Source organism: Pseudomonas sp. NFACC13-1 (genome assembly GCF_900104425.1).
GTDB classification, from domain to species: Bacteria; Pseudomonadota; Gammaproteobacteria; order Pseudomonadales; family Pseudomonadaceae; genus Aquipseudomonas; species Aquipseudomonas fluorescens_AA.
The window spans coordinates 148,102-173,509 of sequence record NZ_FMXV01000013.1 but is presented as its reverse complement, the minus strand read 5'-3'; the positions used below and the strand labels follow the sequence as shown (position 1 = coordinate 173,509).

Below are 25,408 nucleotides of genomic sequence, written 5' to 3'. Positions count from 1 at the left end.
GACGACATGATCAAGCGTATCGCGCAGACCGCCGGTTTCAGCGGTTTGCTGGCCGCCCTGCTGCTGACCCTGTTGCAGAGTTTCTGGGTATCGCCGCTGATTCTCCAGGCGGAAACCTTCGAGAAGGCCCCGGCGACCGAGGTCCATGAGCACACCGACGGTGCGGCCCACACCCATGATGCCGAGGCCTGGGAACCGGAAGACGGCTGGCAGCGCGTGCTGTCCACCACCGGCGGTAACCTGGTGGTCGCCGTGGGTTTTGCCCTGATGCTGGCGGGCCTGTACACCTTGCGCGCACCGACTCGCACCTCCCAGGGCCTGCTCTGGGGCCTGGCCGGTTATGCCACTTTCGTCCTGGCACCCACCCTCGGCCTGCCCCCGGAATTGCCCGGCACCGCAGCGGCCGACCTGGCCCAGCGGCAGATGTGGTGGATCGGCACCGCGGCCTCGACGGCGGTGGGCATTGCCCTGATCGTGTTCGGCCGGCATTGGCTGCTCAAGCTGCTGGGCGTGGCGACGTTGCTGGTACCCCACGTCATCGGTGCGCCACAGCCCGAAGTCCACTCGATGCTGGCGCCCGAAGCGCTGGAAAGCCAGTTCAAGATCGCCTCGCAGGTGACCAACGTCGCCTTCTGGCTGGCCCTGGGCCTGATCAGCGCCTGGCTGTTTCGCCGTGACGGTCAAGCCCACCACGACGCATGAACACTGGGGCGATGCTGGTGATCGGCCTCGGTTGCCAGCGCGGTTGCCCGGCCAGCACGCTGCGGGCCTTGCTCGAACAGACGTTGTCGGCCCACGACATCGCACTTCACCAGGTACGGGCCCTGGCCAGCATCGACCTCAAGCGTGACGAGCCCGGGCTGCTGGAACTGGCCGGGCAACTGGCACTGCCGCTGACCTGCTTCAGTGCCGAACAGTTGGCCGGTTACGAGCGGCGGCTCAGTCATCGTTCCAAGATCGCCTTCGAGCGAACCGGTTGCTACGGCATCGCCGAAAGCGCCGCCCTGGCCTTGGCCGATCAATTGGGCACGACGCCCGCAACGCTGCTGATTCCCCGTCAAACAGGCCCCATGAGCACGTTGGCATTGGCGGTCGTGGCGTAAATCCCGATAATCGTCGTCCAGGATCATGAGCGATCTTCATCTGGGCGACGCTCACCCACCTTTCACAGGAGCCGGTCATGACCGTGTACTTCATCGGCGCCGGCCCCGGCGACCCGGACCTCATCACGGTCAAAGGCCAGCGACTGATCCGCCAGTGCGCGGTGATCATCTACGCCGGCTCGCTGGTGCCGACCGCCGTCCTCGAAGGCCATTGTGCCGAACAGGTGATCAACAGCGCTGAGTTGCACTTGGAACAGATCATCGAATTGATCAGCGGCGCCCATCTCAAGGGCCAGGACGTGGCCCGGGTACACTCCGGCGACCCGAGCCTGTACGGCGCCATCGGCGAACAGATTCGTTGCCTGCGGGAACTGGACATCCCTTTCGAAATCATCCCGGGCGTGACCGCGACCTCAGCCTGCGCCGCCCTGCTGGGTGCCGAACTGACCTTGCCGGACATCTCCCAGAGCCTGATCCTCACCCGTTACGCCGATAAATCCCCGATGCCTGCTGGGGAAGAACTGGGCAAGCTGGCACAGCACGGGGCGACCATGGCGATTCACCTGGGGGTCAATCACCTGGAAAAGATCGTCGACGAATTGCTGCCCCACTACGGCGCGGATTGCCCGATTGCGGTGATCCACCGGGCGACGTGGCCGGATCAGGATTGGGTGCTGGGGACGCTGGCAGATATTGCCAAGAAGGTGCAGGCCAAGGGTTTCCGCCGAACGGCGCTGATCCTGGTGGGGCGTGTGCTGGGCAATGACGTGTTCAGCGAATCGACGCTGTACCGCGCCGGACATGCGCATCTCTACCGGCCCTGACGCAATCCGATCCCCTGTGGGAGCGAGCTTGCTCGCGATAACGACGGCACATTCAACATCATCGCAGGCTGACCCACCGCTATCGCGAGCAAGCTCGCTCCCACAGGGCGATGGGTACAGGCTGACGACTGAAACGGGTGTGGCGAGGGGAGCAAGCTCCCTCGCCACAGACTATCCGCAGCGAACACCTATCAGTAGTAGGCGTTTTCTTTCTGCGTATGGTCGGTCACGTCGCGCACGCCCTTGAGCTCTGGAATGCGCTCGAGCAAGGTGCGCTCGATGCCTTCCTTCAAGGTCACGTCAGCCTGGCCGCAGCCCTGGCAGCCGCCGCCGAACTGGAGCACGGCGATGCCGTCTTCCACCACGTCGATCAGCGAAACCTGGCCGCCGTGGCTGGCCAGCCCCGGGTTGATTTCGGTTTGCAGGTAGTAATTGATGCGCTCGTTGACCGGGCTGTCGGCATTGACCATCGGCACCTTGGCGTTCGGTGCCTTGATGGTCAGCTGGCCGCCCATGCGGTCGGTGGCGTAATCGACCACCGCATCGTCCAGGAAGGCTTCGCTGAACGAATCGATGTACGCGGTAAAGCTCTTGAGCCCCAACGCGGTGTCTTCGGGTTTTTCTTCTCCCGGCTTGCAGTAGGCAATGCACGTCTCTGCGTACTGGGTGCCGGGCTGGGTGATGAAGATGCGGATCCCGATCCCCGGGGTGTTCTGCTTGGACAGCAGGTCGGCCAGGTAATCGTGGGCGGCATCGGTAATGGTAATGGCGGTCATGGAAACTCCTCGCAGGCTTGACGGCAGTTTACGCCAATCATCGCGCCGGACAAAGTCCTAGTATTTTTGTCAGGAAAGCGTCCGACGGCAGGGGGTTTGCCGCCGGACAGGCTGATCAGAGGTTCTGGTAGCGATTCATGTCCAGCACACCGCTTTCCACCGGCTCCGTTTCCTGGATGTACTGGCTCAGGTCATGGAAGTAATACCAGAACTGCGGGTGACTGCGGCGAATCCCCCAGCGCTCGACAATCCGCTCGAACGCCGGCTCATCCTGGGCACGTTCCATGGCCTCGACGAATGCCGGCACTTGCCCGGCCGGAATGTTGAACATGAAGTTCGGATAGCTGCTGAGCACGCCCGGGTAGACCGTCAGCGTGTCCAGCCCCGGCTGGTAGCGCGTCTCCTCGCCCAGCAGGAACGCCACGTTGCTGTGGGCCCGGTTGCGCAGCAGGCTGTAGACCTCACGGTGGCCGCTGGCGGTTTCGATGCGCAACAGGGTCGCTTCCGGCAGTTGGTCGATCACCTTGAGCCCCGCCGCTGGGCGCGACACCAGCCGACTGAGGGCCTGCTCGGCGTTTTGCAGCGTCGGGTCGATGTTCGGGCGTGAGCAGTAGGCACCGTCGCAGCGGTTGATCGGATCGGGGTGCGCGTTCAGCTCGCCATAACGGGCCAGCAGTTGCCGGGCGAAATCACCCTTGGGGTCGCGTTCGTCAAGCTTGAGGGCGGTCGGCTTGTCATTGTCGATGGCCTCATAATCGAGCCACATCTTGAATTTGCCACCGGCCTGGTACCAGTCGTCGAGGTAGCCTTCCCGGGAGTCGGCCGGCATCAGGCGCAGGAAGTTCTGCTCCGCACCGTTGCGGATCAAATCGAAATACAGCCGGGTCTGGGCCTGGTGGGAGACGTTGCCGAACACGTCGAAATTCACCGCCAACTGGTAATAGGTACGCTCCAGCAAGGGGAAGTCGAACAGCCACATCGTCTGCGGCACCTCCCCGATCAGCCCCTTGGTGACCGACGCGCTGTCGAAATGCCGGAAAATGCTCAACAGCGCGTTGTCGTTGCCGGCCCACAGCGTCGACCAGCTCGGAGCCGGCAGCTCGGCATAGTTGTCGCGGCGCAAGGCCTCGTACTCGTTGCGCTTGTCACGGTAATCGAGCCACAGGCCGAGGACGCTGCCCACGTCGTCGTTCTGCCCCGGCATCGCCAGCAGCGGTGTGGCCTGGCCGCGGTAGTTCGGGTCGGTGATGTACAGGTCGTGTTCGGGGGCCTGGAACAGCGCCCAGAAATTGTCGCGGATCACGTCCGTGGCGATCTGGCCCCGGCACACCGGCCCGCGAATGAACGTCCGCACGAAATACTCGGCGTTATCGAGCATGAATTGGTAGCGGGCCTGGGCCGGGATCGCTTCGAAGGTGGAAAACGGGTTGGCCCGGCGCTCCGGACCGTAGCCCGGCAACGCGGTGACCTGCCACTTGCCGCTGTAGAACAGGCTCTTGATCCGCGCCATCTTCGCCGCGCTCAAGCCGTAGGTGATGTGGGTCTTGTGCACGATCACCCCTTGCACCGGCCAGAGCCGATAATAGACGCGGGTGCCGGGATCGTCGTTCGGACGGCGGGTGTTGATCAGGTCAATGGGCTGGCCGGTGGGCGTACGCGAACGCACCCATTGGAAGAAATGCCCCGGCTCGCCGTCCTTGAAATAGATATGCGCCAGGAACCAGTGTTCGAACAACCAGCGGCCCACCAGGCTTTCCCGGGCGCCGGGGGCGTTGAGCAGGTTTTCCCACTGCACCACTTGCAAGGCTTCGGCGGCGCTCGGGGCCAAGGCCTGCTGGTCGATCGGGGCGCCAGCAGCCAACCAGCGCTGCAGGGTCTGGTATTGCTGGTCGGTCAGGCCGGTGACCGCCAGCGGCATGCCTTCGCGGGGATGCGCAGCGGCGTATTCGTCGAACTGCCCCGGCACCGGGCAGGTATTGTCACGGTTGAGCCCAAGCACGATGTCTTCCGGCAATTTGGCGTTGGGCTGCAAGGGCGTACGGTGCCCCAGTTCCAGCATCCGCGCCATCAACGCCGCCTGGCTGCCTTGGGCATCGAGCACCGAATAGAAGCCTTTGCGCTGCCAGGCGCGCTGGCCGGAGGCATCGTAGAACAAGCGCGTCGGCTCGGCCGCCTGGCGTCGCTCGCCGTCATACACCGAGAGCTTGCTCGCGCCCCGGGCCACGCCTTCGCCACTGCCCAGGTTCAATTGGCAGGCGGAGTCGTAGCAGGCATGACAGGCCACGCATTTTTCCGTGAAGATCGGCTGGATATCGCGGGTGTAGGACAGCGCTGGGGCGGGATCCCTGGCCACTGCAATGAAAGACAACAGCAGCAACAGACTGCCGAAGAAGACGCGGTACGGCATGTCTCGGGTCCTGAAGGAGAATCCGGCGATTCTACCGGGCCAGCATCGCCTTGCAAACATGAGCGATATTCATGCAAAAGCCCCTCATGATCAAATCCTGCGCAGGTTTGCTATCATCCCGGCCTTCGTAATGGTCTTTTTTCCAGGTAGTCCTATGTCCGATCGCAGCGCTCGCCTTTATCTTCTCCAGCAAGCCCTCAAGGAACGCATCCTGATCCTCGACGGCGGCATGGGCACGATGATCCAGAGCTACAAGCTGGAAGAACAGGACTACCGCGGCAAGCGTTTTGCCGACTGGCCGAGCGACGTCAAGGGCAACAACGATTTGCTGGTGCTCAGCCGTCCCGACGTGATCGGAGCCATCGAAAAAGCCTACCTGGATGCCGGCGCCGATATCCTGGAAACCAACACCTTCAACGCCACCCAGGTGTCCCAGGCCGACTACGGCATGCAGGGCCTGGCCTACGAGCTGAACCTGGAAGGCGCGCGCCTGGCCCGCCAGGTGGCCGACGCCAAGACCCTGGAGACCCCGGACAAGCCGCGCTTCGTCGCCGGCGTGCTCGGCCCGACCAGCCGCACCTGCTCGCTGTCGCCGGACGTGAACAACCCCGGCTACCGCAACGTGACCTTCGACGAACTGGTGGAGAACTACACCGAAGCCACCAAGGGCCTGATCGAAGGCGGCGCCGACCTGATCCTGATCGAGACCATCTTCGACACATTGAACGCCAAGGCGGCGATCTTCGCCGTGCAAGGGGTCTACGAAGAACTGGGCGTCGAACTGCCGATCATGATCTCCGGCACCATCACCGACGCCTCCGGCCGCACCCTCTCCGGCCAGACCACCGAAGCTTTCTGGAACTCGGTGGCCCACGCCAAGCCGATCTCCGTGGGCCTGAACTGCGCCCTCGGCGCCAGCGAACTGCGCCCGTACCTGGAAGAGCTGTCGAACAAGGCCAGCACCCACGTATCGGCCCACCCCAACGCCGGCCTGCCCAACGAGTTCGGCGAATACGACGAACTGCCGGCCGAGACGGCCAAGGTCATCGAAGAGTTTGCCCAGAGCGGCTTCCTGAACATTGTCGGCGGTTGCTGCGGCACCACCCCGGCGCACATCGAAGCCATCGCCAAGGCCGTGGCCGGCTACGCGCCGCGGCAGATTCCAGAGATCCCGCGGGCTTGCCGCCTGTCGGGCCTGGAACCGTTCACCATCGATCGCAGCTCCTTGTTCGTCAACGTCGGCGAGCGGACCAACATCACCGGCTCCGCCAAGTTCGCCCGGTTGATCCGCGAGGACAACTACACCGAAGCGCTGGAAGTGGCCCTGCAGCAGGTCGAGGCCGGCGCCCAGGTGATCGACATCAACATGGACGAGGGCATGCTCGATTCGAAGAAGGCCATGGTGACCTTCCTCAACCTGATTGCCGGCGAACCGGACATTTCCCGCGTGCCGATCATGATCGACTCCTCCAAGTGGGAAGTGATCGAAGCCGGCCTCAAGTGCATCCAGGGCAAGGGCATCGTCAACTCCATCAGCATGAAGGAAGGCGTCGAGCAGTTCATCCACCACGCCAAGCTGTGCAAGCGCTACGGCGCCGCCGTGGTGGTGATGGCCTTCGACGAAGCCGGCCAGGCCGACACCGAGGCGCGCAAGAAGGAAATCTGCAAGCGCTCCTACGACATCCTGGTCAATGAAGTCGGCTTCCCGCCGGAAGACATCATCTTCGACCCGAACATCTTCGCCGTCGCCACCGGTATCGAAGAGCACAACAACTATGCCGTGGACTTCATCAACGCCTGTGCCTACATCCGCGACGAACTGCCGTACGCGCTGACCTCCGGCGGCGTGTCCAACGTGTCGTTCTCGTTCCGTGGCAACAACCCGGTGCGCGAGGCGATCCACTCGGTGTTCCTGCTGTATGCGATCCGCGCGGGCCTGACCATGGGCATCGTCAACGCCGGCCAACTGGAGATCTACGACCAGATCCCGGCGGAACTGCGTGACGCCGTGGAAGACGTGATCCTCAACCGCACCCCCGAAGGCACCGACGCCCTGCTCGCCATCGCCGACAAGTACAAGGGCGACGGCAGCGTCAAGGAAGCGGAAACCGAGGAATGGCGCGGCTGGGAAGTGAACAAGCGCCTGGAGCATGCGCTGGTCAAGGGCATCACCACCCACATTGTCGAAGACACCGAAGAGTCGCGACTGTCGTTCGCCCGTCCGATCGAGGTCATTGAAGGCCCGCTGATGGCCGGCATGAACATCGTCGGCGACCTGTTTGGTGCCGGCAAAATGTTCCTGCCCCAAGTGGTCAAGTCCGCCCGTGTGATGAAGCAGGCCGTGGCCCACCTGATTCCGTTCATCGAGGCGGAAAAAGGCGACAAGCCGGAGGCCAAGGGCAAGATCCTGATGGCCACGGTCAAGGGCGACGTCCATGACATTGGCAAGAACATTGTCGGCGTGGTGCTCGGTTGCAACGGTTATGACATCGTCGACCTGGGCGTGATGGTGCCGGCGGAGAAGATCCTGCAGGTGGCCAAGGAGCAGAAATGCGACATCATTGGCCTGTCCGGCCTGATCACCCCGTCCCTGGATGAGATGGTGCATGTGGCGCGGGAGATGCAGCGCCAGGACTTCCATCTGCCGCTGATGATCGGTGGCGCCACCACCTCCAAGGCCCACACGGCGGTGAAGATCGAGCCCAAGTACAGCAACGACGCGGTGATCTACGTCACCGACGCCTCCCGCGCCGTGGGCGTGGCGACCCAGTTGCTGTCCAAGGAGCTCAAGCCGGCGTTCGTCGAGAAAACCCGCCAGGACTACATCGAGGTACGCGAGCGCACAGCCAACCGCAGCGCCCGCACCGAACGCCTGAGCTACCCCGCCGCCGTGGCCAAGAAGCCACAGTTCGACTGGAGCAGCTACCAGCCGGTCAAGCCGACCTTCACCGGCGCCAAGGTGCTGGATAACATCGACCTGAACGTCCTGGCCGAATACATCGACTGGACACCGTTCTTCATCTCCTGGGACCTGGCCGGCAAATACCCGCGCATCCTCACCGACGAAGTGGTCGGCGAAGCCGCCACCGCGCTGTACGCCGATGCCCGGGCGATGCTGCGCAAGCTGATCGACGAGAAACTCATCAGCGCCCGCGCCGTGTTCGGCTTCTGGCCGGCCAACCAGGTGCATGACGACGATCTGGAAGTCTACGGCGACGATGGCAAGCCACTGGCGCGCCTGCACCACTTGCGCCAGCAGATCATCAAGACCGACGGCAAGCCGAACTTTTCCCTGGCCGACTTCGTCGCGCCCAAGGACAGCGGCGTGACCGACTACGTCGGTGGCTTCATCACCACCGCCGGCATCGGCGCCGAAGAAGTCGCCAAGGCCTATCAGGAGGCCGGCGACGACTACAACTCGATCATGGTCAAGGCCCTGGCCGACCGCCTGGCCGAAGCCTGCGCCGAATGGCTGCACCAGCAGGTGCGCAAGGAGTATTGGGGTTATGCCCGGGACGAGAGCCTGGACAACGAGGCGCTGATCAAGGAGCAGTACACCGGCATCCGGCCTGCCCCCGGCTACCCGGCCTGCCCGGATCACACCGAGAAGGCCACCTTGTTCCGCCTGCTCGACCCCGAAGCCAGCGAACTGAAAGCCGGCCGCAGTGGCGTGTTCCTCACCGAACACTACGCCATGTTCCCGGCGGCAGCGGTCAGCGGCTGGTATTTCGCCCATCCCCAGGCGCAATACTTCGCCGTGGGCAAGATCGACAAGGACCAGGTCCAGAGCTACACCGCGCGCAAGGGCCAGGACTTGAGTGTGACGGAGCGTTGGCTGGCGCCGAACCTGGGTTACGACAACTAGGCGCCCTTAAAAGATCGCAGGCTTCGCCAGCGCCTACGGGGTTTTGTGTGTTCCCGCAGGCGCTGGCGAAGCCTGCGATCTTTTTTTGTCTATGCTTGTCCCACACACATGGCAGACGAGGGATTTATGGACGATCCAGTCGACAACAAGCCGCCGACCCTGTTGCAGATGATGCACAGCGTGCTGGCCGCCGCTTTCGGCGTACAGAGTGGCAAGAACCGCGCCCGGGATTTCACCCACGGCAAGCCGAGTCACTTCGTGATACTGGGGATCACGTTCACGGTGATTTTCGCTTTGACGCTGTTCGGCATCGTCAAGCTGGTGGTGCACCTGGCGGGGTTGTAACGCTCTCCGATACAACACATGTCCCTGTGGGAGCGAGCTCGCTCGCGATGGCGGTGTACCAGTCGACATCTAATCCGACCGAACCACCGCTATCGCGAGCAAGCTCGCTCCCACAGGTTTTTCATCGCCAGGGATAAACCGTTTACTGGTGACTGACCCAGAACACTGCGGTGCCCACCACCAGGATAATCAGGAACAAAATAGCCCAGGCATCAACGGTACTGTCGCTTTTCCTTGCTTTGGTCGGATTGCTCATTGCATCGCCTCTTGTCGGTTTTGTAGGTGATTGCATAGGGACTCGACCACAGTTAAGACGATGATTGCCCGTACGACAAATGTGGGTTAGGCAATAATCAATCTCATTAGTCGATTTGGTTCTTTACATATACTCAAACATCACTTTTGCGCATAACTCAAAACAGGTATCTTGCACCGGCTCCTTTAGGAGTGCGCGGCCGTGCGCGCAGAATTGCCGAGGCAGAACCCGATTCCAGCGAGCCAACATGCAGCTGTTTCTGATCGGCCCAAGCCTGAGACCGAGACTTATATGTACGTATATGACGAGTACGATCAGCGAATCATCGAGGACCGCGTCAAGCAGTTCCGTGATCAGACCCGACGCTATCTGGCAGGCGAGCTGAGCGAAGAAGAATTCCGCCCTCTGCGCTTGCAGAATGGCCTGTATATCCAGCGCTTCGCCCCGATGCTGCGCGTGGCTGTGCCTTATGGCCAGCTGACTTCGCGCCAGGTGCGCAAGCTGGCGCAAATTGCCCGTGACTACGACAAGGGCTATGCCCACATCAGTACCCGGCAGAACGTCCAGTACAACTGGCCTGCCCTGGAAGATGTGCCGGAGATCCTGGCCGAGCTGGCCACCGTGCAGATGCACGCGATCCAGACCAGCGGCAACTGCCTGCGCAACGTCACCACCGACCAGTTCGCCGGTGTCGCGGCCGACGAGTTGATCGACCCGCGGCCGTGGTGCGAAATCGTTCGCCAGTGGACGACGTTCCACCCGGAATTCGCCTACCTGCCGCGCAAGTTCAAGATCGCCATCAACGGTTCGAGTTCGGACCGTGCGGCCATCGAAGTCCACGACATCGGCCTGGAGACGGTCTACAACGCAGCCGGCGAGCTGGGCTTCCGTGTGCTCGTGGGCGGCGGCCTGGGGCGTACCCCAGTGGTCGGCGCGTTCATCAACGAGTTCCTGCCGTGGCAGGACCTGCTGAGCTACCTCGACGCCATCCTGCGGGTGTACAACCGCTACGGTCGTCGTGACAACAAGTACAAGGCGCGGATCAAGATCCTGGTCAAGGCCCTGACACCTGAAGTGTTCGCCGAGAAGGTCGAAGCCGAGATGGCTCACCTGCGTGGCGGCCAGACCACCCTGACCGAAGCCGAAGTCCACCGTGTGGCCAAGCATTTCGTCGATCCGGACTACAAGGCCCTGAGCAATCAGGACGCCGAGCTGGCAGCCCTCGACAAGGAACACCCGGGCTTCGCCCGCTGGCGCACCCGCAACACCCTGGCCCACAAGAAGCCGGGTTATGTCGCGGTGACCCTGTCCCTGAAACCCACCGGCGTCGCACCGGGCGACATCACCGACAAGCAACTGGACGCCGTGGCCGACCTGGCCGAGCGCTACAGCTTCGGCCAGCTGCGCACCTCCCACGAGCAGAACATCATCCTGGCGGACGTTGAACAGAGCCAGTTGTTCACCCTGTGGGGCGAGCTGCGCGAACAAGGTTTCGCCACCCCGAACATCGGCCTGCTGACCGACATCATCTGCTGCCCGGGCGGCGACTTCTGCTCCCTGGCCAACGCCAAGTCGATTCCTATCGCCGAATCGATCCAGCGTCGTTTCGATGACCTGGACTACCTGTTCGACATCGGCGAACTGGACCTGAACATTTCCGGCTGCATGAACGCCTGTGGTCACCACCACGTCGGCCACATCGGCATCCTGGGCGTGGACAAGAAAGGCGAAGAGTTCTACCAGGTGTCCCTGGGCGGCAGCGGCAGCCGCGACGCCAGCCTGGGCAAGATCCTCGGCCCCTCCTTTGCCCAGGAAGACATGCCCGATGTGATCGAGAAGCTGATCGACGTCTACGTTGAACAACGTACCCCAGACGAGCGCTTCATCGACACTTACCAGCGTATTGGCATCGACCTCTTCAAGGAACGCGTCTATGCAGCGAATCATTAAGAACAACGAGGTCATCGACGAAACCTGGCACCTGTTGCCCAAGGACGCGACCCTCGATGGCATCTCCAACTGCGACGACCTGATCGTGCCACTGGCCCTGTGGCGCGATCATGCCCACGCCCTCAAGGCTCGCGACGGCGGCCTGGGTGTGTGGCTGGACGCCGACGAGGAAGCAGAAGAAATTGGCGAAGATGCCAACCAGTTGCAGGTCATCGCCCTGAACTTCCCGGCCTTCACCGACGGGCGCAGCTACTCCAACGCCCGCCTGCTGCGTGACCGTTATGGCTTCAAGGGTGAATTGCGGGCGATTGGCGACGTACTGCGCGACCAGTTGTTCTACATGCGCCGCTGCGGTTTCGACGCCTTTGCCTTGCGCGCCGACAAAGACCCCTATGAGGCCCTCGAAAGCCTCAAGGACTTCTCGGTGACCTACCAGGCTGCCACTGACGAGCCGCTGCCACTGTTCCGCCGTCGCTGAAACGGCCCCATGAAAAAGCCCTGATCCGGGTGTGCCGGTTCAGGGCTTTTTTTGTTTTCGGGGTCTTGAATCCACCTCACTCCCACAAAGGGATAACTGTGAACCGAAGCTTCAGCCCGCCTCAGAACCACTGTGGGAGCGAGCTTGCTCGCGATAGCGCTGGGTCAGCTTGCATCCATGCTGGATGTGCCGTCGCTATCGCGAGCAAGCTGGCTCCCACAGGGGGTAGGCATTATCTCTGCAATTACCAGAACCGCTGCTGGGTCAGGCGGCTCCACCAACTGAGCAGCACCCGATCCACCGAACCACTGGCTGCCATGCCAATGCGTTCCTGCAGGCTTTTGCGTTCGGCGTAGTGCAGGTGGTACAGCTCGGCACCCTTGGCCCGTTCGGCCAGGTACTCGTCACTGGTTTTCAACTCGTCCACCAGTTGCTTGCCCAGCGCCGCGACACCCAGCCAGACCTCACCCGTCGCCACTTCATCGATGGCCAGTTGCGGGCGATAGTTGGACACGAAGTTCTTGAACAGTTCATGGGTGATGTCCAGGTCTTCCTGGAATTTCTCCCGGCCCTTCTCGGTATTTTCGCCAAACACCGTCAACGTGCGTTTGTATTCGCCGGCCGTCAACACTTCGAAATCGATGTCATGTTTCTTCAGCAGCCGGTTCACGTTGGGCAATTGCGCGACGACGCCGATGGAGCCGAGGATCGCGAAGGGAGCGCTGATGATCTTCTCGCCGATGCACGCCATCATGTAGCCGCCGCTGGCCGCCACCTTGTCGATGCAGACGGTCAGCGGCACGCCGGCCTGACGGATCCGCGCCAGTTGCGACGAGGCCAGCCCATAGCTGTGGACCATGCCGCCGCCACTTTCCAGGCGCAGCACCACTTCATCCTTCGGCGTCGCCAGGGTCAGCAATGCGGTGATTTCATGACGCAGGCTCTCGGTGGCCGAGGCCTTGATGTCACCGTCGAAGTCCAGCACGAACACCCGGGGCTTGGCCGCCGGCTTGTCCTTGTTTTTCTTCCCGGCCTTTTCTGCCTTGCCTTCGGCCTTGCGCAAGGCCTTGAGCTGATCCTTGTCCAGCAACGTCTGTTCCAGGCGCTCGCGCAACCCCTTGTAGAAATCGTTGAGTTTGCTCACCTGCAACTGGCCGGCCGACTTGCGCCGCCCCTTGCTGCGCAGCGCAGCAAAACTGGCCAGCACCACCAGGATGGCGATCACCAGCGTCACGGTCTTGGCCAGGAAACCGGCGTACTCGATGAAAAACTCCACAGCAACTCCTTAAATGCGATGCGCCATTGAACGCAGGCGCGTGACAGTCCCAGCATACCCATGCGCCTGCGCCGCGACCAGCCAAGAAACCTATGGTTACCTTGACGCGAGCCAGTCAGGGCAAGGCTGCAACGGGCATTTCAAACAAGCGTATGTTTTTTCATTGACAGCTCACCGCCATCCCCATAACCTCGCCAAACCTTCAACGTACCGGGATGACGCGGACGTGGGCAGTATCTATCTGATTCGACATGGCCAGGCCTCCTTTGGTGCGGACGACTACGATGTCCTCTCGCCCAATGGCGTACGCCAGGCGCAAGTGCTCGGCGACCACCTCGCCCAGCTCGGTGTCGTATTCGACCGCTGCCTCTCGGGTGACCTGCGGCGCCAACAGGATACCGCCGTCGGTGCGCTGGGCCAGATGTCCGCCGCCGGCATGCCGGTCCCCGAATTGGAAATCGACGCGGCGTTCAACGAGTTCGATGCCGACGCGGTCATTCGCGCCCTGTTGCCGGACATGCTCCCCCGGGAACCCGAGGCGTTGCATATCCTGCGCAACGCCGCGCAGAACCGCGCCGAATTCCAGCGTATCTTCGTGCTGATCGTCGAGCGCTGGCTGAGCGGCCAGTATGACCCGCCCGGTCTCGAAAGCTGGCTGGGTTTCGTCGAGCGGGTCCAGGCGGGCCTGCAGCGCATCCTGGAGCAAGCCGACAACACCCACAAGATCGCCGTGTTCACCTCCGGCGGCACCATCACCGCCCTGCTCCACCTGATCACCCGGATTCCGGCCCGACAGGCCTTCGAACTGAACTGGCAAATCGTCAACACCTCGCTCAACCACCTGAAATTCAGGGGCCGCGAGGTGGCCCTGGCTTCCTTCAACAGCCATGCCCACCTGCAGCTGTTGAAGGCCCCGGACCTCATCACCTTTCGCTGAGTCCGGATTACTGTAGACCCTTGCTGTACCACCCAAATAAGGATCGAAACCATGACCACCGTAGCCGACGCCGTACAAGCCATGAAAGCCAAGTTCAACCCAGCCGCCGCTGCCGGCCTGGACCTGGTATTCGGTTTCCGCATCGATGACTCCAAGCATTTCTCGCTGATCGTCAAGGACAGCACCTGCGAACTGCAGGAAGGTGAAAACCCGGACGCCCAGGTGACCCTGGTGATGGACGGCGAAACCCTGCAAGGCATCGTCGACGGCAGCACCGACGGCATGCAAGCGTTCATGGGCGGCAAGCTGCGCGCCGAAGGCGACATGATGCTGGCCATGAAACTGTCCGAGCTGTTCCCAGCCTGAGATTGAGTTCGCACCTCTCGCGAGCCTTTTGATTGCCAACGAATCCCGCCCCCATGGCGGGATTCGTGTTTTTGCCCCTCCTTGATTTCCCACCGCACACAATCTTGACCCCTGTCAGTTCCCGCTCGTCCTCCAACCGCTAACGTAGCGCTTCCATCAAGGCCAGGGACGGCTCATCGGGAGTCTGTGCCTGCGCATCTCAAGGAAGAGAGACTTATGCCCCCACTGAAGATCGTTCTGCTGTCCAGCGCATTCAACGGCCTGACCCAACGCGCCTGGCTGGACCTGCGCGAGGCCGGTTATCGTCCCAGCGTGGTGCTGTTCACCCATGCGGCCTCGGTCTGCCGGCAAATCGAAGAAAGCGGCGCTGACCTGGTGATCTGTCCGTTTCTCAAGGACCGCGTACCCGAGCAGTTGTGGCGCAACCCACGGCGCCCGGTGGTGATCATCCATCCGGGGATTGTCGGCGATCGCGGTGCCAGTGCCCTGGACTGGGCAATCACCCGGCAAGCCGAACGCTGGGGTGTCACCGCATTGCAGGCGGTGGAGGAAATGGATGCCGGACCGGTGTGGGCCACGTGCGAATTCGACCAGCCCAAAGGCCTGCGCAAATCGGAGCTGTATAACGGCCCGGTCAGCGACGCGGCCATTCGTTGCATCCGCGAGGTCGTGGAAAAATACCGGGGCGGTTTCGTCCCGGTGCCACTGGACTATGCCCGCCATGATGTGATCGGGCGCCTGCAACCGAACATGACCCAGGACGATCGCAGCTTCAGCTGGCATGACAGCAGCGGTTTCATCAAGCGTTGCATCGACGCCGCGGACGGTCAGCCCGGTGTGCTCGCAAGCCTGGCCGGCGAACAGTTTTACCTGTACGACGCCCATCCGGACCTTCGCCACGGCCGGCCCGGCGAGCTGTTGGCCGTGCGTGACGATGCGGTGCTGGTGGCGACGGGGGATGCCAGCCTGTGGATCGGCGCACTGCGCCGCAAACCGCAACCGGACGAACAGACCTTCAAGCGCCCGGCGCGCCATGTACTGTCGAACCGCCTCGAAGGCATCCCGGTGCTCGACAGCTCCCTGGCCTGGCAGCCGTTCAGCGACGAGCCCTATCAACCCATCCGTTACCGCGAATGTGGCCATGTCGGGGAGCTGACGTTCGAGTTCTATAACGGGGCGATGAGCACTGAGCAATGCCAGCGCCTGGTGGCGGCATTGCGCTGGGCCAAGTCCCGGGACACTCAGGTGCTGTTGATCCGTGGTGGGCGCGGCAGCTTTTCCAACGGCGTGCACCTGAACGTGATCCAGGCCGCCGCCGAGCCGGGCCTGGAAGCCTGGGCCAACATACAAGCCATCGACGACGTCTGCCTGGAGTTGTTCAGTGCCCGGCAACTGGTGGTCAGCGGCCTGACGGGGAACGCCGGAGCCGGCGGTGTGATGCTGGCCCTGGCCGCCGATATCGTGCTGGCACGCCGTGACATCGTGCTCAACCCGCACTACGCGACCATGGGCCTGTACGGCTCTGAATACTGGACCTACAGCCTGCCCCGCGCGGTCGGTCCGGACATGGCTTGGAAACTCACCCAGGACTGCCTGCCCATCAGCGCCTTGCAGGCGTTGCGCTACGGCATGGTCCAGGAGATCGGCCCCCGCTGCCCCGACGAGTTCGGCCTGTGGCTGCTGCAGCGAGCCAATCGCGCGCTGCTCGATCCAACCTATGAAAGCATCCGGGTGCGCAAGGCCGAACGGAGCCTGTCGGCGATCCAGGCGTGTCGCGATGACGAACTCGCACAGATGCGCCGCGACATGGTGGAGGATCGCCACGGCTTCGCCGACAAGTGCCGTCGTTTTGTGTTCAAGCACAAGGCCTGCGGTACGCCCGAACGCCTGGTTGCACCTTGGGCGCGGACAAGACAGGCCGAAGCCGTCCAGTAATTCCCGGTATCGGGGGAGGCTTGGCAGCTCTTACAATGCCCGCCTCCCCCGCATCGGCCTGAACATGGACATCGACCTCGCCCGAACTTTCCTGGAAATCGTCCGCCACGGCAGCCTCGCCGCGGCGGCCGACAAGCTGCACGTGACCCAGACGGCGATCACCGCCCGGGTCCAGAAGCTCGAAAGCCAGCTCGGCTGCGCGTTGTTCGTGCGCAACCGTGCCGGCGCGCGCTTGACCGCCGACGGCGAGGCCTTTGTGGTCTACGCCAACCAGTTGGTGCAAACCTGGGAAGCGGCCCGCCGGGACCTGCCGCTGCCCGACGGCTATCGCAACGTCCTGCACCTGGGAGGCGAGGTCAGCCTGTGCAACCCCTTGATGCTCGCCTGGGCCGGAGCACTGCGCCAGAAGATCCCCGGTCACGCCCTGCGCATGGACATCCGCGACGGCGAGAAGCTGCTGCAACAGTTGGAACTGGGCCTGCTGGATGCGGCGCTGGTCTATCAGCCCGAATACTGGCCGCGCCTGCAGGTAGAACAACTGCTGGAAGAAAAACTCATCCTGGTGCGCCTGGCCGCCCGCCCCGAACCCTACGTGTATATCGACTGGAGCGCGGACTTCCGGCGCCAACACGACACCGCGCTGCCAGACAAAGCCAAGGCCGCCGTGACCTTCAACCTCGGCCCCCTGGCCCTGCAATACATCCTGGAAAACGGCGGCAGCGGTTACTTCCGCACGCGGGTGGTGCAGAGCTACCTGGACAGTGGAATCCTGGAACGGGTGCCCAAGGCACCGGAGTTCAATTACCCGACCTACCTGGTCTACTCCCGCGATCGGGACTCAGCGGCGTTGCAGCAGGCATTCGACGTGCTGCGAGAGATCGTCAAGACCGGCAGCGACTGGTCGCAGCGCTGGGATCCATTGACCTGACAGCTGCTCAGGCGAGACGTGCCCGGGGTGAGGACCTGACATGGCCAGGGATTGCTCCCGCTTTTCAGGCGCTGGCGAAGCCGGCGATCTTTTGACCTTTCTTTTGCGACTCAATCGCCAGTGGAAAGATCGCAGCCTCGTTGCACTCGGCAGCTCCTACAGTCGTAACCCAGCGGGAGCCATCCTGGCCACAAAGCCCTTCGCGATACGAAGGATCGGGTTCTATGGCTCGCTCTGCAGGTGATCCACGATCTCGTCCTTGATCAGCAATCGCTTCTTCTTGAGCGTCTCCAAGACTTCATCAGGCAGCGCGGCGGAGGACGGCTTCTCGGCATCGACCACCTCGGCATCAAGTTGGGCGTATTTTTGAAGTAACGAGTCGAGCCTTGGATTCTCGCTGCGTTTTTGCTGGATTTGATCTTTTGTGTAATTGAGATCCTGGCACAAATCGTGGGACACCGGCATGGAACACCTCCTTTGATGGATCGGTGGCAGACGCCCTTGCAGCGCCCGTCGATGATCAGGATGGCCTCTTGAACGGGGTTCTGTCGACCGCCAATCCGACCAGCGGTGACCGTTCGTCGTCCCGGATCGCTTGGCGATCAAACCTTTGCCTGGGCACACCCCTCCATTGATCAGAGACGACAAGAATCGCTCGTTCAACCTGTATGGAGACTTACTTATGGACAAATTCATCCTGCGCCAACTCGGCCTGGCAGTCGCCCTGAGCACCAGCATGGGCATGGCCTGGGCCGCGACTTCCAATGACTTCGTCGACGAAGCGGCGGCCGGTGGCATCGCGGAAATCGAAACCAGCAAACTGGCCTTGGAAAAAAGCCAATCGGCGGACGTCAAGGCGTTCGCTAACAAGATGATCACCGACCACACCAAGGCCAACGAAGAGCTGAAGGCGCTGGCGAAAAAACATGACATCGAAGTGCCCGACGACACCACGTTGATGAAGAAAGCCAAGGCGAAGATTCTCGAGGTGCGCGATGAGTCCTTTGATGCGGCCTTCGCCAACAATCAGGTCAAGGCCCACGAGGAAACCATCGCCCTGTTCAAGAAAGAAGCCGAGACCGTTACCGACGACAAGAAAGCTGGCAACACCGAACTCAAGGCGTTCGCCCAGAAGATGCTGCCGGACCTGCAACACCACTTGGATGAAGCCAAGAAACTTCAGGCGGCCCACCCAAGCAAGTAACGCTAAACCCGCTACTTGAGCCGCCATAGGGCTCGCTCAAGGAAAAACGGCGCTTCTCCCAAGACTGGAAGGCGCCGTTTTCGAACCCCGGACTTCTATCAGGCCTCAAGCCCCTTGCGCGCAACCGCAGCACCCGCCTGCAACGCCCTTCCCACCTGTTCTTCGAAATCCCCCCCGCTCATCACCTGCAAGGCGGCGGCCGTGACACCTCGGTAGGCCACCAAGGCGTCGATCGTCTGCCGGGCATCACGACTCACCAGCAACTGGCTGCTGTTGACCACGACACTTTTCGCGGCCAACTGAGCGATGTCGCCAGGTATGCCGGCCAGCATCGCCTGGCGGGCCAGCGCCGTCATCAACAAGGCCGGAAAGGCCGGGCCAGTGCCCGAGAGCGCGGAGAGGTAGTCAATGTAATCTTCTTTTTCGACCTCAACCGCAGTGCCCACGCATTCGAACAGCTGTTGCACGAGGCTTTTCAGCGGCGGCGCTATCGCGCCCAACCCATACCAAGGTGTAAAGGACTGCCCGATTTCCACCGCCGCGTTGGGCATCGCCCGCACGACCGATGAAGCGGAAGTCTGCGCTGCAATCGCCTGCGCGGTGATCCCGGCCATCAGGGAGATCACCGTCTTACCCGTCGCATTGATGCCCAGGCTGGCGAAATGCTCGGGGCGAACGGCGATGATCACCACGTCGCTGCGATCCACCAGGTCCTGGTTGTCCGTGACCAGGCAAGCACCTTGTTGAGCCAGCGGGTGGTTGCCCGAGCGATTGGAAATGATCAGGTTGCCCGTCGGCACCAGCCCCCTCGCCAGGACTGCCTTGGCAATCGCGCCGCCCAACCAGCCGGTGCCGCCAATGATGCCAACGGTCTCATTGATCATCGCCGTGACCTTCGAACGTGTCGGTCAGGGGCACAAAGACCCCGGGCTCTTTTTCGGCATAACCGAACTTCCCGTAGAAACGATCCAGTTCCCGCTGCTTGGGGACTTTGCCGGTGAAGATGCTCACGTAATGCGGGATGCGCTGGAAGCGCACGGTAATCAGCTCACTCGTATTCATGGTGATATAGCCGATCTGAGTCAGATAAATCGTTCGGGCCCGGGTGTCAGCTCCCTGGCTGTCATAACCAAAGCGCTTGAACATGTTCGCCAGGGCGTTCATGCGCTGCTCGTCCACCACAGCAACCTCTTGGGCCACCTCAGCGGACTGAAGCGCCCAGCTGCGCACGGCGAACTCGAATTGCGAATCGAACAATTGCGGGTTGAGCCAGCACTCGAACACATTCAGGATCGCCTCGGAAATGCTTTCGGCATAGCTTTCACTTTGCCGGATCAGCCCCCCCGTGTTGGTCTCCCGCCAACGCGACAGCAATGCAGCCAGCAGTTGCTCACGGTCCTCGAAAAACCAGTAGAAGCTGGTGCGCGACAACCCCAGGCGCTTGGCCAGTGGCATGACTCGGACCGCATCGATGCCCGACTCTTTCAGGGCCTCGTAGGCCGCTTCCAGCCAACCCTCCGGCGAGCCGCGCCAACCTGCGTCCTGGGCCTTGCTACGGGCCTTCCCTACCTGCGGCATCGTGCGCCTCCTTCTTCAAATACGAGATAGAAATGTACTCTGACGACCCCTTAATGTACACATGAGTACATTTTATTGACCCGGCCGTCTCGAGAACTTAAAGTCCAGCATCATGGAGATCCAACCACCGTTTCCATCAAACAAGCCGGGGCCAGGCATGAAACAACCTGTCCGTGAGGCGCGCCGGGTTGTATCTCCAAAAGGCAAGGACTCTAAAACAACAACGAGCCGCCATTATGATTTTTGCTGAACGCCGCTGAAAGAACTTTGCCATCCGGCCAAAGAATGCCGGAACGACTGCCTTCGTTATCCCCTTCATCCGATCGTCGGTGGCATGAGCCACCAGGCACAGCGTTGGAACACACCTATGCAACCCAGCGATATCGATAAAAAGGTCAAGGGCTATCGGCGGTTGATACCGTCGATGACGGCGTTGCTGGAATTCGAAGCCGTGGCGCGGCTGGCCAGTTTCACCCTGGCCGCCCAAGAGCTGGGCGTGACGCAGGCCGCCGTCAGCAAGCAGATCCGGTTGTTGGAAGATACCCTGCAGACCAAGCTGTTCCACCGCCTTCATCGGTCGATCAAGCTGACGCACGAAGGCTATGTCCTGCATCTGGTCGTCGCGGAGTCCATTCATCGCATGGCCAGTGTCTTCGACAAAATTGCCGAGGGCATTGGTGAGCAGGAGGTCACCATCGCCTGTACGGAAGCGTTTTCTCACTTGAGAATACTCCCCCGGCTGATTGCACTGCGCACCCTGCAACCGAAGTTGAAGTTGCGCTTGCTGACGCAACAGGTCTCGCCCGGTTCATACCGGGATGACGTCGACCTGGCCATCCGTTTCGGCAATGGCAAATGGGAGGATGGCAGTTCGGTTTTCCTGTTCGATGAAGAAGTCTTTCCCGTTTGCGCGCCGGCCTGGCTTGCCGCCAACGCAGCCCCTTCATCCGTTACCGATTTCCTGGACACGGCGCTGATTGATTCGGACTCCACCCTGGAAGGCTGGATGACCTGGAACCGTTGGTGCCGGGAACTGGGCGATATGCGCCCCAAGCTCAACTATTCCTTTCGCTGCAGCTCCTACAACGATGCGATCGAGGCGGCTATTCAAGGCCACGGCATTGCACTGGGGTGGAGTCGGCTGATCGCGCACCGGCTCAACAGTGGTGAACTGATCAGAATTACGCCCTACGTGGTCAAGCCAAAAGACGCTTATTACCTGGTTATTCCGAGCGGTCGGAAACCTGAGCCCATCACCCAGGCCCTGATCGACTGGCTGCGCGATGACAGCCATCTAAACCATTGATTAAATAGAAGTTAAAGACCACTTTTACGCATAACGCAAAGTTATGCAAGCGTGAAAATAAAGCGCGTTGACGGTCTTACCCCACCTTTCCAAACTGTACTCGCCGCCTGATCAACTTTGCGTCTGAGCGAGACCCATCATGACAATTAATACCGTGAAGACCCACCGTGAACTTCTGACCGACCGCACGCCGGGCCATGGTATGCCGGGCGGTTTGTTCGGTCGCCAGGATATTTTTGAAACCGATGTCGATATCTTCTTCACCCGGCATTGGATTCTGGTGGGGGTCACCAGCGACGTCCCCGAACCCGGGGATGTCTCCACCCTCGACATCGGCAAATCCTCCATCCTCCTGGTGCGCGACGATGATGAGCATGTGCAGGCCTTTCGCAACGTTTGCCGGCACCGCGGGGCGCGCTTGAAACAGGCCGGCAAGTCAACGGTGGGCATGCTGGTCTGCCCCTATCACCAGTGGACCTACGACCTGGACGGTAGCCTGAAACATGCGGCACACATGGGCCAGGACTTCGACCCGACCTGTAAAAGCCTGATTCCGGTGCACACTCGGGTGGTCGGCACCCATGTCTTCGTCTGCCTGGGCGACGAACCGCCCGAAGACATCCTGTACCTTGACCAGGTCATGACACCGCGTTTCGCCCAATATGACCTCGCCCATTCCAAGATCGCCCATGAATCGGAAATCATCGAGAACGGCAATTGGAAACTGGTGATCGAGAACAATCGCGAGTGTTATCACTGCGCCGCCACCCACCCGGAATTGACCGCCTCTTTCCTGCCCGAAGATTTCGGTTTCTGCACCGACGGGCTAGGGGAGGATTCACTCCAGGCGCTGGCGGAGTATCACCGCCGCAATGCCGAGACCAAGGCCAACTGGGAGCGCGAAGGTTATATCTGCGATGCCATCGAACACCTGGGCGAAGACGCCGTGACCCAATTCCGCTCGCAGCGCCTGGCCATTGCCGGCAACGGCGAATCCCAGACCCTGGACACCCGCGTGGCGTGCACCCGGCTGTTTGGCGAGCTCACGCGCCGCGACTTGGGCGACGTGCATCTTTGGACGCACAACTCGTGGACCCACATCATGAGCGACCATGCCGTGGTCTCCTACATCATCCCGCTGGCGCCCGATAAGACCCTGGTGCGCACCAAATGGCTGGTCCATGCCGATGCCGTCGAAGGCGTCGATTACCAAGTGGATAAGCTGACTGAAGTCTGGGTCGCGACCAACCTGCAGGACGCCAGCCTCGTCGGCATCACCCACAGCGGCACCCAGGATCCTGCCTACACGCCCGGGCCGTTCTCGGCCTTCACCGAAACCTATGTCGACCAGTTCTCTCGCTGGTACGCGGCGCGTCTGGCCGCCCATGGCGTGTGAGCAATGATCATGACGACTTACGAAAACCCGACGCGCCCTGGACATGCCAGCGTGGTCCAGCGTTTTACCGACCCGGCCACCTGGGGCACGTTCGGCGCGCAATGGCACAGCGGTGAACAGAAAACCCTGCAGTGCTGCGCTGTGCGCCAGGAAACCCATGACGTCAAAACCTTCATTTTTCGCTGTGCGGACTTCAGCGCCCTGAGCTTCGAGCCCGGTCAATTCATCACGATCTCTCCGGTCATTGGCGGGCAGACCATTGCCCGCTGCTACACCCTGTCGTCCGCCCCGACCCGGCCGTTTGCGTTTTCCATTACCGTCAAGCGCGTACCCGGGGGCGCGGTGTCGAACTGGCTGCATGACCACCTCAAGCCCGGCGACAGCTTGAAGGCCTGCGGCCCGGCGGGCAGCTTCACACCGGTCGGCCATCCGGCGACCAAGTGGTTGTACCTCTCCGCCGGTTCCGGCGTAACGCCGCTGATGTCGATGACCCGGGCCGCCTGCGACATGGCCGGCAACCTCGACATCGTGTTCGTGCACAGCGCCCGCACGCCCGCCGACATCATCTTCCACGGGGAACTGACGCGCATGCAGGCCGCCATGCCGGGGTTGCGGGTCATCAGTGTCTGCGAAGGTCTCGGCGACACCGCTCAATGGCAGCAACCGATAGGCCGGCTCGACTTGTCGTTGTTGAGCCAGCACGTGCCGGACTACAAGGAACGAGAGATCTTCACCTGCGGTCCCCAGGGTTACATGGAAGCGGTCAAGTCGCTGCTCAGGGAAGCGGCGTTCGATTTCGCCCACTACCACCAGGAAAGCTTCGACATCGCCGCACTGAATGAAGAACCGTCGATCGAGCAGGCCGCTTCGCTCTATCAACAGGACCTCTTCACCGTGACCCTGTCGCGATCGGGCAAGACGTTCAGCATGCCGGCCAATCAGACCGTGCTGGCTGCCGCCAGGAAAGCCGGCGCGATCGTGCCCTCCTCCTGCAGCCAGGGTATTTGTGGCACCTGCAAGACGGCCCTGCTCCAGGGCACGGTGGACATGCATCACAACGGCGGTATCAGGCAGCGGGAAATCGACAAAGGCCTGCGCTTACTGTGCTGCAGCAAACCCACTTCCGATCTGGTCCTTGATCTTTAGCCTTGCCTCGAGCATCAGCCATTTCCGCCAGTGCCTGATGGCGCCTCTGGCGGAAACGGTCGACGGATGAGCCAGGCGACCTAGCCGACTTTTACATTCATGGTGATACGCGCCGTGAAGACTTTCACGCCGCCCTCGTCGAAGATCTCGACCGGGACAATCTTGTCCCCCGAGGTCTGCCAATCGATGTCGCTGCCGTCGGCAATAGCGTGGATGGACGTCTTGGCCTTGGCCAGGTATTCGACGGTCATGCCCTTGGGAATCCAACGAGCCCCGCTGGGGATGGACACCTCGGTCATCATGCCGCCCGCCAGTTCTGCCGCGTTACACAACGCGATCGCATGAACGGACGCCAGGTGATTGGTGATTTCCTTGCGGAACGGCACCTTCACCTCACTGCGGCCGGGTGCCAACAGCGAAATTTCCGGGTTGATGGTGCTGAAGTAGGGTGCCATCTGGCAGGCCATATTGCTGAAAGCGGACGGACCAACGCTTTGGTACATGCTGAGAGTCTGGCTCATGGCGTATCTCTGGTCAGGTGGGCTGGGGTCATGAACAGAACATTATTCTTTAAAAGAATATCGCTCCGTTACAGAACATTATTCTGTAAATGACCGCCCTGTCAATCGCTCGTGCCGAGCCTGCGTTTCAATTACCATGGCCACTTTTTGCCTGGGCCGAAAAATGGAACCTGTCGATCTCCTCGAGCGCTGCTACCCAGGGCGTCGTGCCGAGTCCAAGCGGCACATCCTTCGATGTGCCCTGGCGCTCTTCAACCAACAGGGCATAGAAGCGACCACCATCGATATCATCCGTACCGAAAGCCAGATGAGCGTGGGAGCCATTTATCACCATTTCGAAAACAAGGAAGGCTTGGTCGCGGCGTTGTACATGACCGCCCTGAACGATCAGGCGCGGCTGCGGGACAGCTACCTTGGCGCTGTCACCTCGACCCAGGAGTGGGTGCATGCCCTGGTGTTCAGCTACGTCGACTGGGTGGTCAGCCAACCCGATTGGGCGCGGTTCCAGTACCAGGCGCGCTTTGCGGTCGCGCGCAGCGGCTTCAACGAACGGCTCGCCGAGGCAAATCTGGCCAGGAACGCCGAGCTCAAGAAATGGTTCAGCGACCCGGCCCACCAGCAGGATCTGCAGGACCTGCCTTTCGAGCTGATCCCGTCACTGATCATCGGTTCGGCGGAGAGCTACTGCCGCGCCTGGCTCTCGGCCCGCGTCAAACGCAGCCCTGAAGACTACCGGCAGCAATTGGCCGAGGCCGCCTGGCGCGCCGTTGGCATTCACCCCAGTGCCTCGTCGTGAGCGCCTGATCCATCC

General features: G+C 61.6%; 23 protein-coding genes. 16 read left to right on the top strand and 7 right to left on the bottom strand.

The window, feature by feature from the left end:
- Window positions 1-6: 6 nt before the first annotated feature.
- The 3 genes from BLQ55_RS17590 to cobM all read left to right on the top strand — a co-directional run bounded on the left by BLQ55_RS17590 (window position 7) and on the right by cobM (window position 1,927).
- Complete coding sequence (locus tag BLQ55_RS17590; protein WP_092255485.1) at window positions 7-702, top strand: CbtA family protein; 696 nt, start codon at window positions 7-9, stop codon at window positions 700-702.
- Window positions 699-1,103 carry a cobalamin biosynthesis protein gene (locus tag BLQ55_RS17585; protein ID WP_092255482.1) on the top strand — a complete coding sequence of 135 codons (405 nt, stop codon included), beginning with the start codon at window positions 699-701 and terminating at the stop codon, window positions 1,101-1,103. Before BLQ55_RS17590 ends, BLQ55_RS17585 begins: the two co-directional genes overlap by 4 nt.
- A gap of 77 nt (window positions 1,104-1,180) precedes the next feature.
- Entirely contained in the window at window positions 1,181-1,927 is a 747-nt protein-coding gene (gene cobM, locus BLQ55_RS17580; RefSeq protein WP_092255477.1) for a precorrin-4 C(11)-methyltransferase, read from the top strand.
- A 191-nt stretch (window positions 1,928-2,118) separates the two neighbouring features.
- On the opposite strand, the gene nfuA is transcribed toward cobM, so the two are convergent.
- Together nfuA and BLQ55_RS17570 are read right to left on the bottom strand one after the other, a co-directional pair.
- Entirely contained in the window at window positions 2,119-2,703 is a 585-nt protein-coding gene (gene nfuA / locus BLQ55_RS17575; protein WP_003182850.1) for a Fe-S biogenesis protein NfuA, read from the bottom strand.
- A 115-nt stretch (window positions 2,704-2,818) separates the two neighbouring features.
- A complete protein-coding gene (locus BLQ55_RS17570; RefSeq protein ID WP_092255474.1) occupies window positions 2,819-5,110 on the bottom strand; it encodes a fatty acid cis/trans isomerase in 2,292 nt (763 codons plus the stop codon).
- 154 nt (window positions 5,111-5,264) lie between these two features.
- Between BLQ55_RS17570 and metH the strand changes: the two genes are divergently transcribed.
- From metH to BLQ55_RS17550, 4 genes are all read left to right on the top strand, one after another.
- Window positions 5,265-8,975: a methionine synthase gene (gene metH / locus BLQ55_RS17565; RefSeq protein ID WP_092198872.1), complete on the top strand. Its 3,711-nt coding sequence runs from the start codon at window positions 5,265-5,267 to the stop codon at window positions 8,973-8,975.
- 126 nt (window positions 8,976-9,101) lie between these two features.
- Window positions 9,102-9,320 carry a DUF2970 domain-containing protein gene (locus tag BLQ55_RS17560; protein ID WP_092255470.1) on the top strand — a complete coding sequence of 73 codons (219 nt, stop codon included), beginning with the start codon at window positions 9,102-9,104 and terminating at the stop codon, window positions 9,318-9,320.
- 547 nt (window positions 9,321-9,867) lie between these two features.
- Window positions 9,868-11,526: a nitrite/sulfite reductase gene (locus tag BLQ55_RS17555; RefSeq protein ID WP_092198875.1), complete on the top strand. Its 1,659-nt coding sequence runs from the start codon at window positions 9,868-9,870 to the stop codon at window positions 11,524-11,526.
- Window positions 11,510-12,004 (top strand): DUF934 domain-containing protein, encoded by a 495-nt coding sequence (locus tag BLQ55_RS17550; RefSeq protein WP_058543993.1) that lies wholly within the window; start codon window positions 11,510-11,512, stop codon window positions 12,002-12,004. Before BLQ55_RS17555 ends, BLQ55_RS17550 begins: the two co-directional genes overlap by 17 nt.
- 244 nt (window positions 12,005-12,248) lie before the next feature.
- On the opposite strand, the gene sohB is transcribed toward BLQ55_RS17550, so the two are convergent.
- Window positions 12,249-13,280: a protease SohB gene (gene sohB / locus BLQ55_RS17545; protein ID WP_092198880.1), complete on the bottom strand. Its 1,032-nt coding sequence runs from the start codon at window positions 13,278-13,280 to the stop codon at window positions 12,249-12,251.
- A 226-nt stretch (window positions 13,281-13,506) separates the two neighbouring features.
- On the opposite strand from sohB, the gene BLQ55_RS17540 reads away from it, so the two are divergent.
- The 4 genes from BLQ55_RS17540 to BLQ55_RS17525 all read left to right on the top strand — a co-directional run bounded on the left by BLQ55_RS17540 (window position 13,507) and on the right by BLQ55_RS17525 (window position 17,446).
- Window positions 13,507-14,217, top strand: a complete 711-nt coding sequence (locus BLQ55_RS17540; RefSeq protein WP_092255467.1) for a histidine phosphatase family protein — start codon at window positions 13,507-13,509, stop codon at window positions 14,215-14,217.
- A gap of 51 nt (window positions 14,218-14,268) precedes the next feature.
- On the top strand, window positions 14,269-14,583 hold the full coding sequence (locus tag BLQ55_RS17535) for an SCP2 sterol-binding domain-containing protein (RefSeq protein WP_092198885.1): 315 nt from the start codon (window positions 14,269-14,271) through the stop codon (window positions 14,581-14,583).
- 216 nt (window positions 14,584-14,799) lie between these two features.
- Window positions 14,800-16,518 carry a hydrogenase maturation protein gene (locus BLQ55_RS17530; protein ID WP_092255464.1) on the top strand — a complete coding sequence of 573 codons (1,719 nt, stop codon included), beginning with the start codon at window positions 14,800-14,802 and terminating at the stop codon, window positions 16,516-16,518.
- A 64-nt stretch (window positions 16,519-16,582) separates the two neighbouring features.
- Window positions 16,583-17,446 (top strand): LysR family transcriptional regulator, encoded by an 864-nt coding sequence (locus BLQ55_RS17525; protein ID WP_092255461.1) that lies wholly within the window; start codon window positions 16,583-16,585, stop codon window positions 17,444-17,446.
- Window positions 17,447-17,668: 222 nt separating this feature from the next.
- On the opposite strand, the gene BLQ55_RS17520 is transcribed toward BLQ55_RS17525, so the two are convergent.
- On the bottom strand, window positions 17,669-17,911 hold the full coding sequence (locus tag BLQ55_RS17520; protein ID WP_092255457.1) for an HP1242/YdcH family protein: 243 nt from the start codon (window positions 17,909-17,911) through the stop codon (window positions 17,669-17,671).
- A 217-nt stretch (window positions 17,912-18,128) separates the two neighbouring features.
- Here BLQ55_RS17520 and BLQ55_RS17515 point away from each other — a divergent pair, with 217 nt between their 5' ends.
- The gene (locus BLQ55_RS17515) at window positions 18,129-18,650 is read left to right on the top strand and encodes a DUF4142 domain-containing protein (protein WP_092255455.1); all 522 of its coding nucleotides are present in this window, start codon (window positions 18,129-18,131) and stop codon (window positions 18,648-18,650) included.
- Window positions 18,651-18,748: 98 nt separating this feature from the next.
- Here the strand turns inward: BLQ55_RS17515 and BLQ55_RS17510 are convergent, their stop codons facing one another.
- Both BLQ55_RS17510 and BLQ55_RS17505 read right to left on the bottom strand, forming a co-directional pair.
- The gene (locus BLQ55_RS17510; protein WP_092255452.1) at window positions 18,749-19,534 is read right to left on the bottom strand and encodes a pyrroline-5-carboxylate reductase family protein; all 786 of its coding nucleotides are present in this window, start codon (window positions 19,532-19,534) and stop codon (window positions 18,749-18,751) included.
- Window positions 19,524-20,228 carry a TetR/AcrR family transcriptional regulator gene (locus BLQ55_RS17505; RefSeq protein ID WP_092198901.1) on the bottom strand — a complete coding sequence of 235 codons (705 nt, stop codon included), beginning with the start codon at window positions 20,226-20,228 and terminating at the stop codon, window positions 19,524-19,526. The genes BLQ55_RS17510 and BLQ55_RS17505 overlap by 11 nt, the downstream gene beginning before the upstream one ends.
- 367 nt (window positions 20,229-20,595) lie before the next feature.
- Between BLQ55_RS17505 and BLQ55_RS17500 the strand changes: the two genes are divergently transcribed.
- The 3 genes from BLQ55_RS17500 to BLQ55_RS17490 all read left to right on the top strand — a co-directional run bounded on the left by BLQ55_RS17500 (window position 20,596) and on the right by BLQ55_RS17490 (window position 24,076).
- On the top strand, window positions 20,596-21,534 hold the full coding sequence (locus BLQ55_RS17500; RefSeq protein ID WP_092198904.1) for a LysR substrate-binding domain-containing protein: 939 nt from the start codon (window positions 20,596-20,598) through the stop codon (window positions 21,532-21,534).
- A gap of 139 nt (window positions 21,535-21,673) precedes the next feature.
- Entirely contained in the window at window positions 21,674-22,930 is a 1,257-nt protein-coding gene (locus BLQ55_RS17495; RefSeq protein WP_092255449.1) for an aromatic ring-hydroxylating oxygenase subunit alpha, read from the top strand.
- A gap of 9 nt (window positions 22,931-22,939) precedes the next feature.
- Complete coding sequence (locus BLQ55_RS17490; protein WP_092255522.1) at window positions 22,940-24,076, top strand: FAD-binding oxidoreductase; 1,137 nt, start codon at window positions 22,940-22,942, stop codon at window positions 24,074-24,076.
- Between the two features lie 80 nt (window positions 24,077-24,156).
- Here BLQ55_RS17490 and BLQ55_RS17485 read toward each other — a convergent pair whose 3' ends face one another.
- On the bottom strand, window positions 24,157-24,597 hold the full coding sequence (locus BLQ55_RS17485; RefSeq protein ID WP_092255446.1) for a hotdog fold domain-containing protein: 441 nt from the start codon (window positions 24,595-24,597) through the stop codon (window positions 24,157-24,159).
- Window positions 24,598-24,760: 163 nt separating this feature from the next.
- On the opposite strand from BLQ55_RS17485, the gene BLQ55_RS17480 reads away from it, so the two are divergent.
- Window positions 24,761-25,393 carry a TetR/AcrR family transcriptional regulator gene (locus tag BLQ55_RS17480; RefSeq protein WP_092255520.1) on the top strand — a complete coding sequence of 211 codons (633 nt, stop codon included), beginning with the start codon at window positions 24,761-24,763 and terminating at the stop codon, window positions 25,391-25,393.
- The last annotated feature ends 15 nt before the right edge of the window (window positions 25,394-25,408 follow it).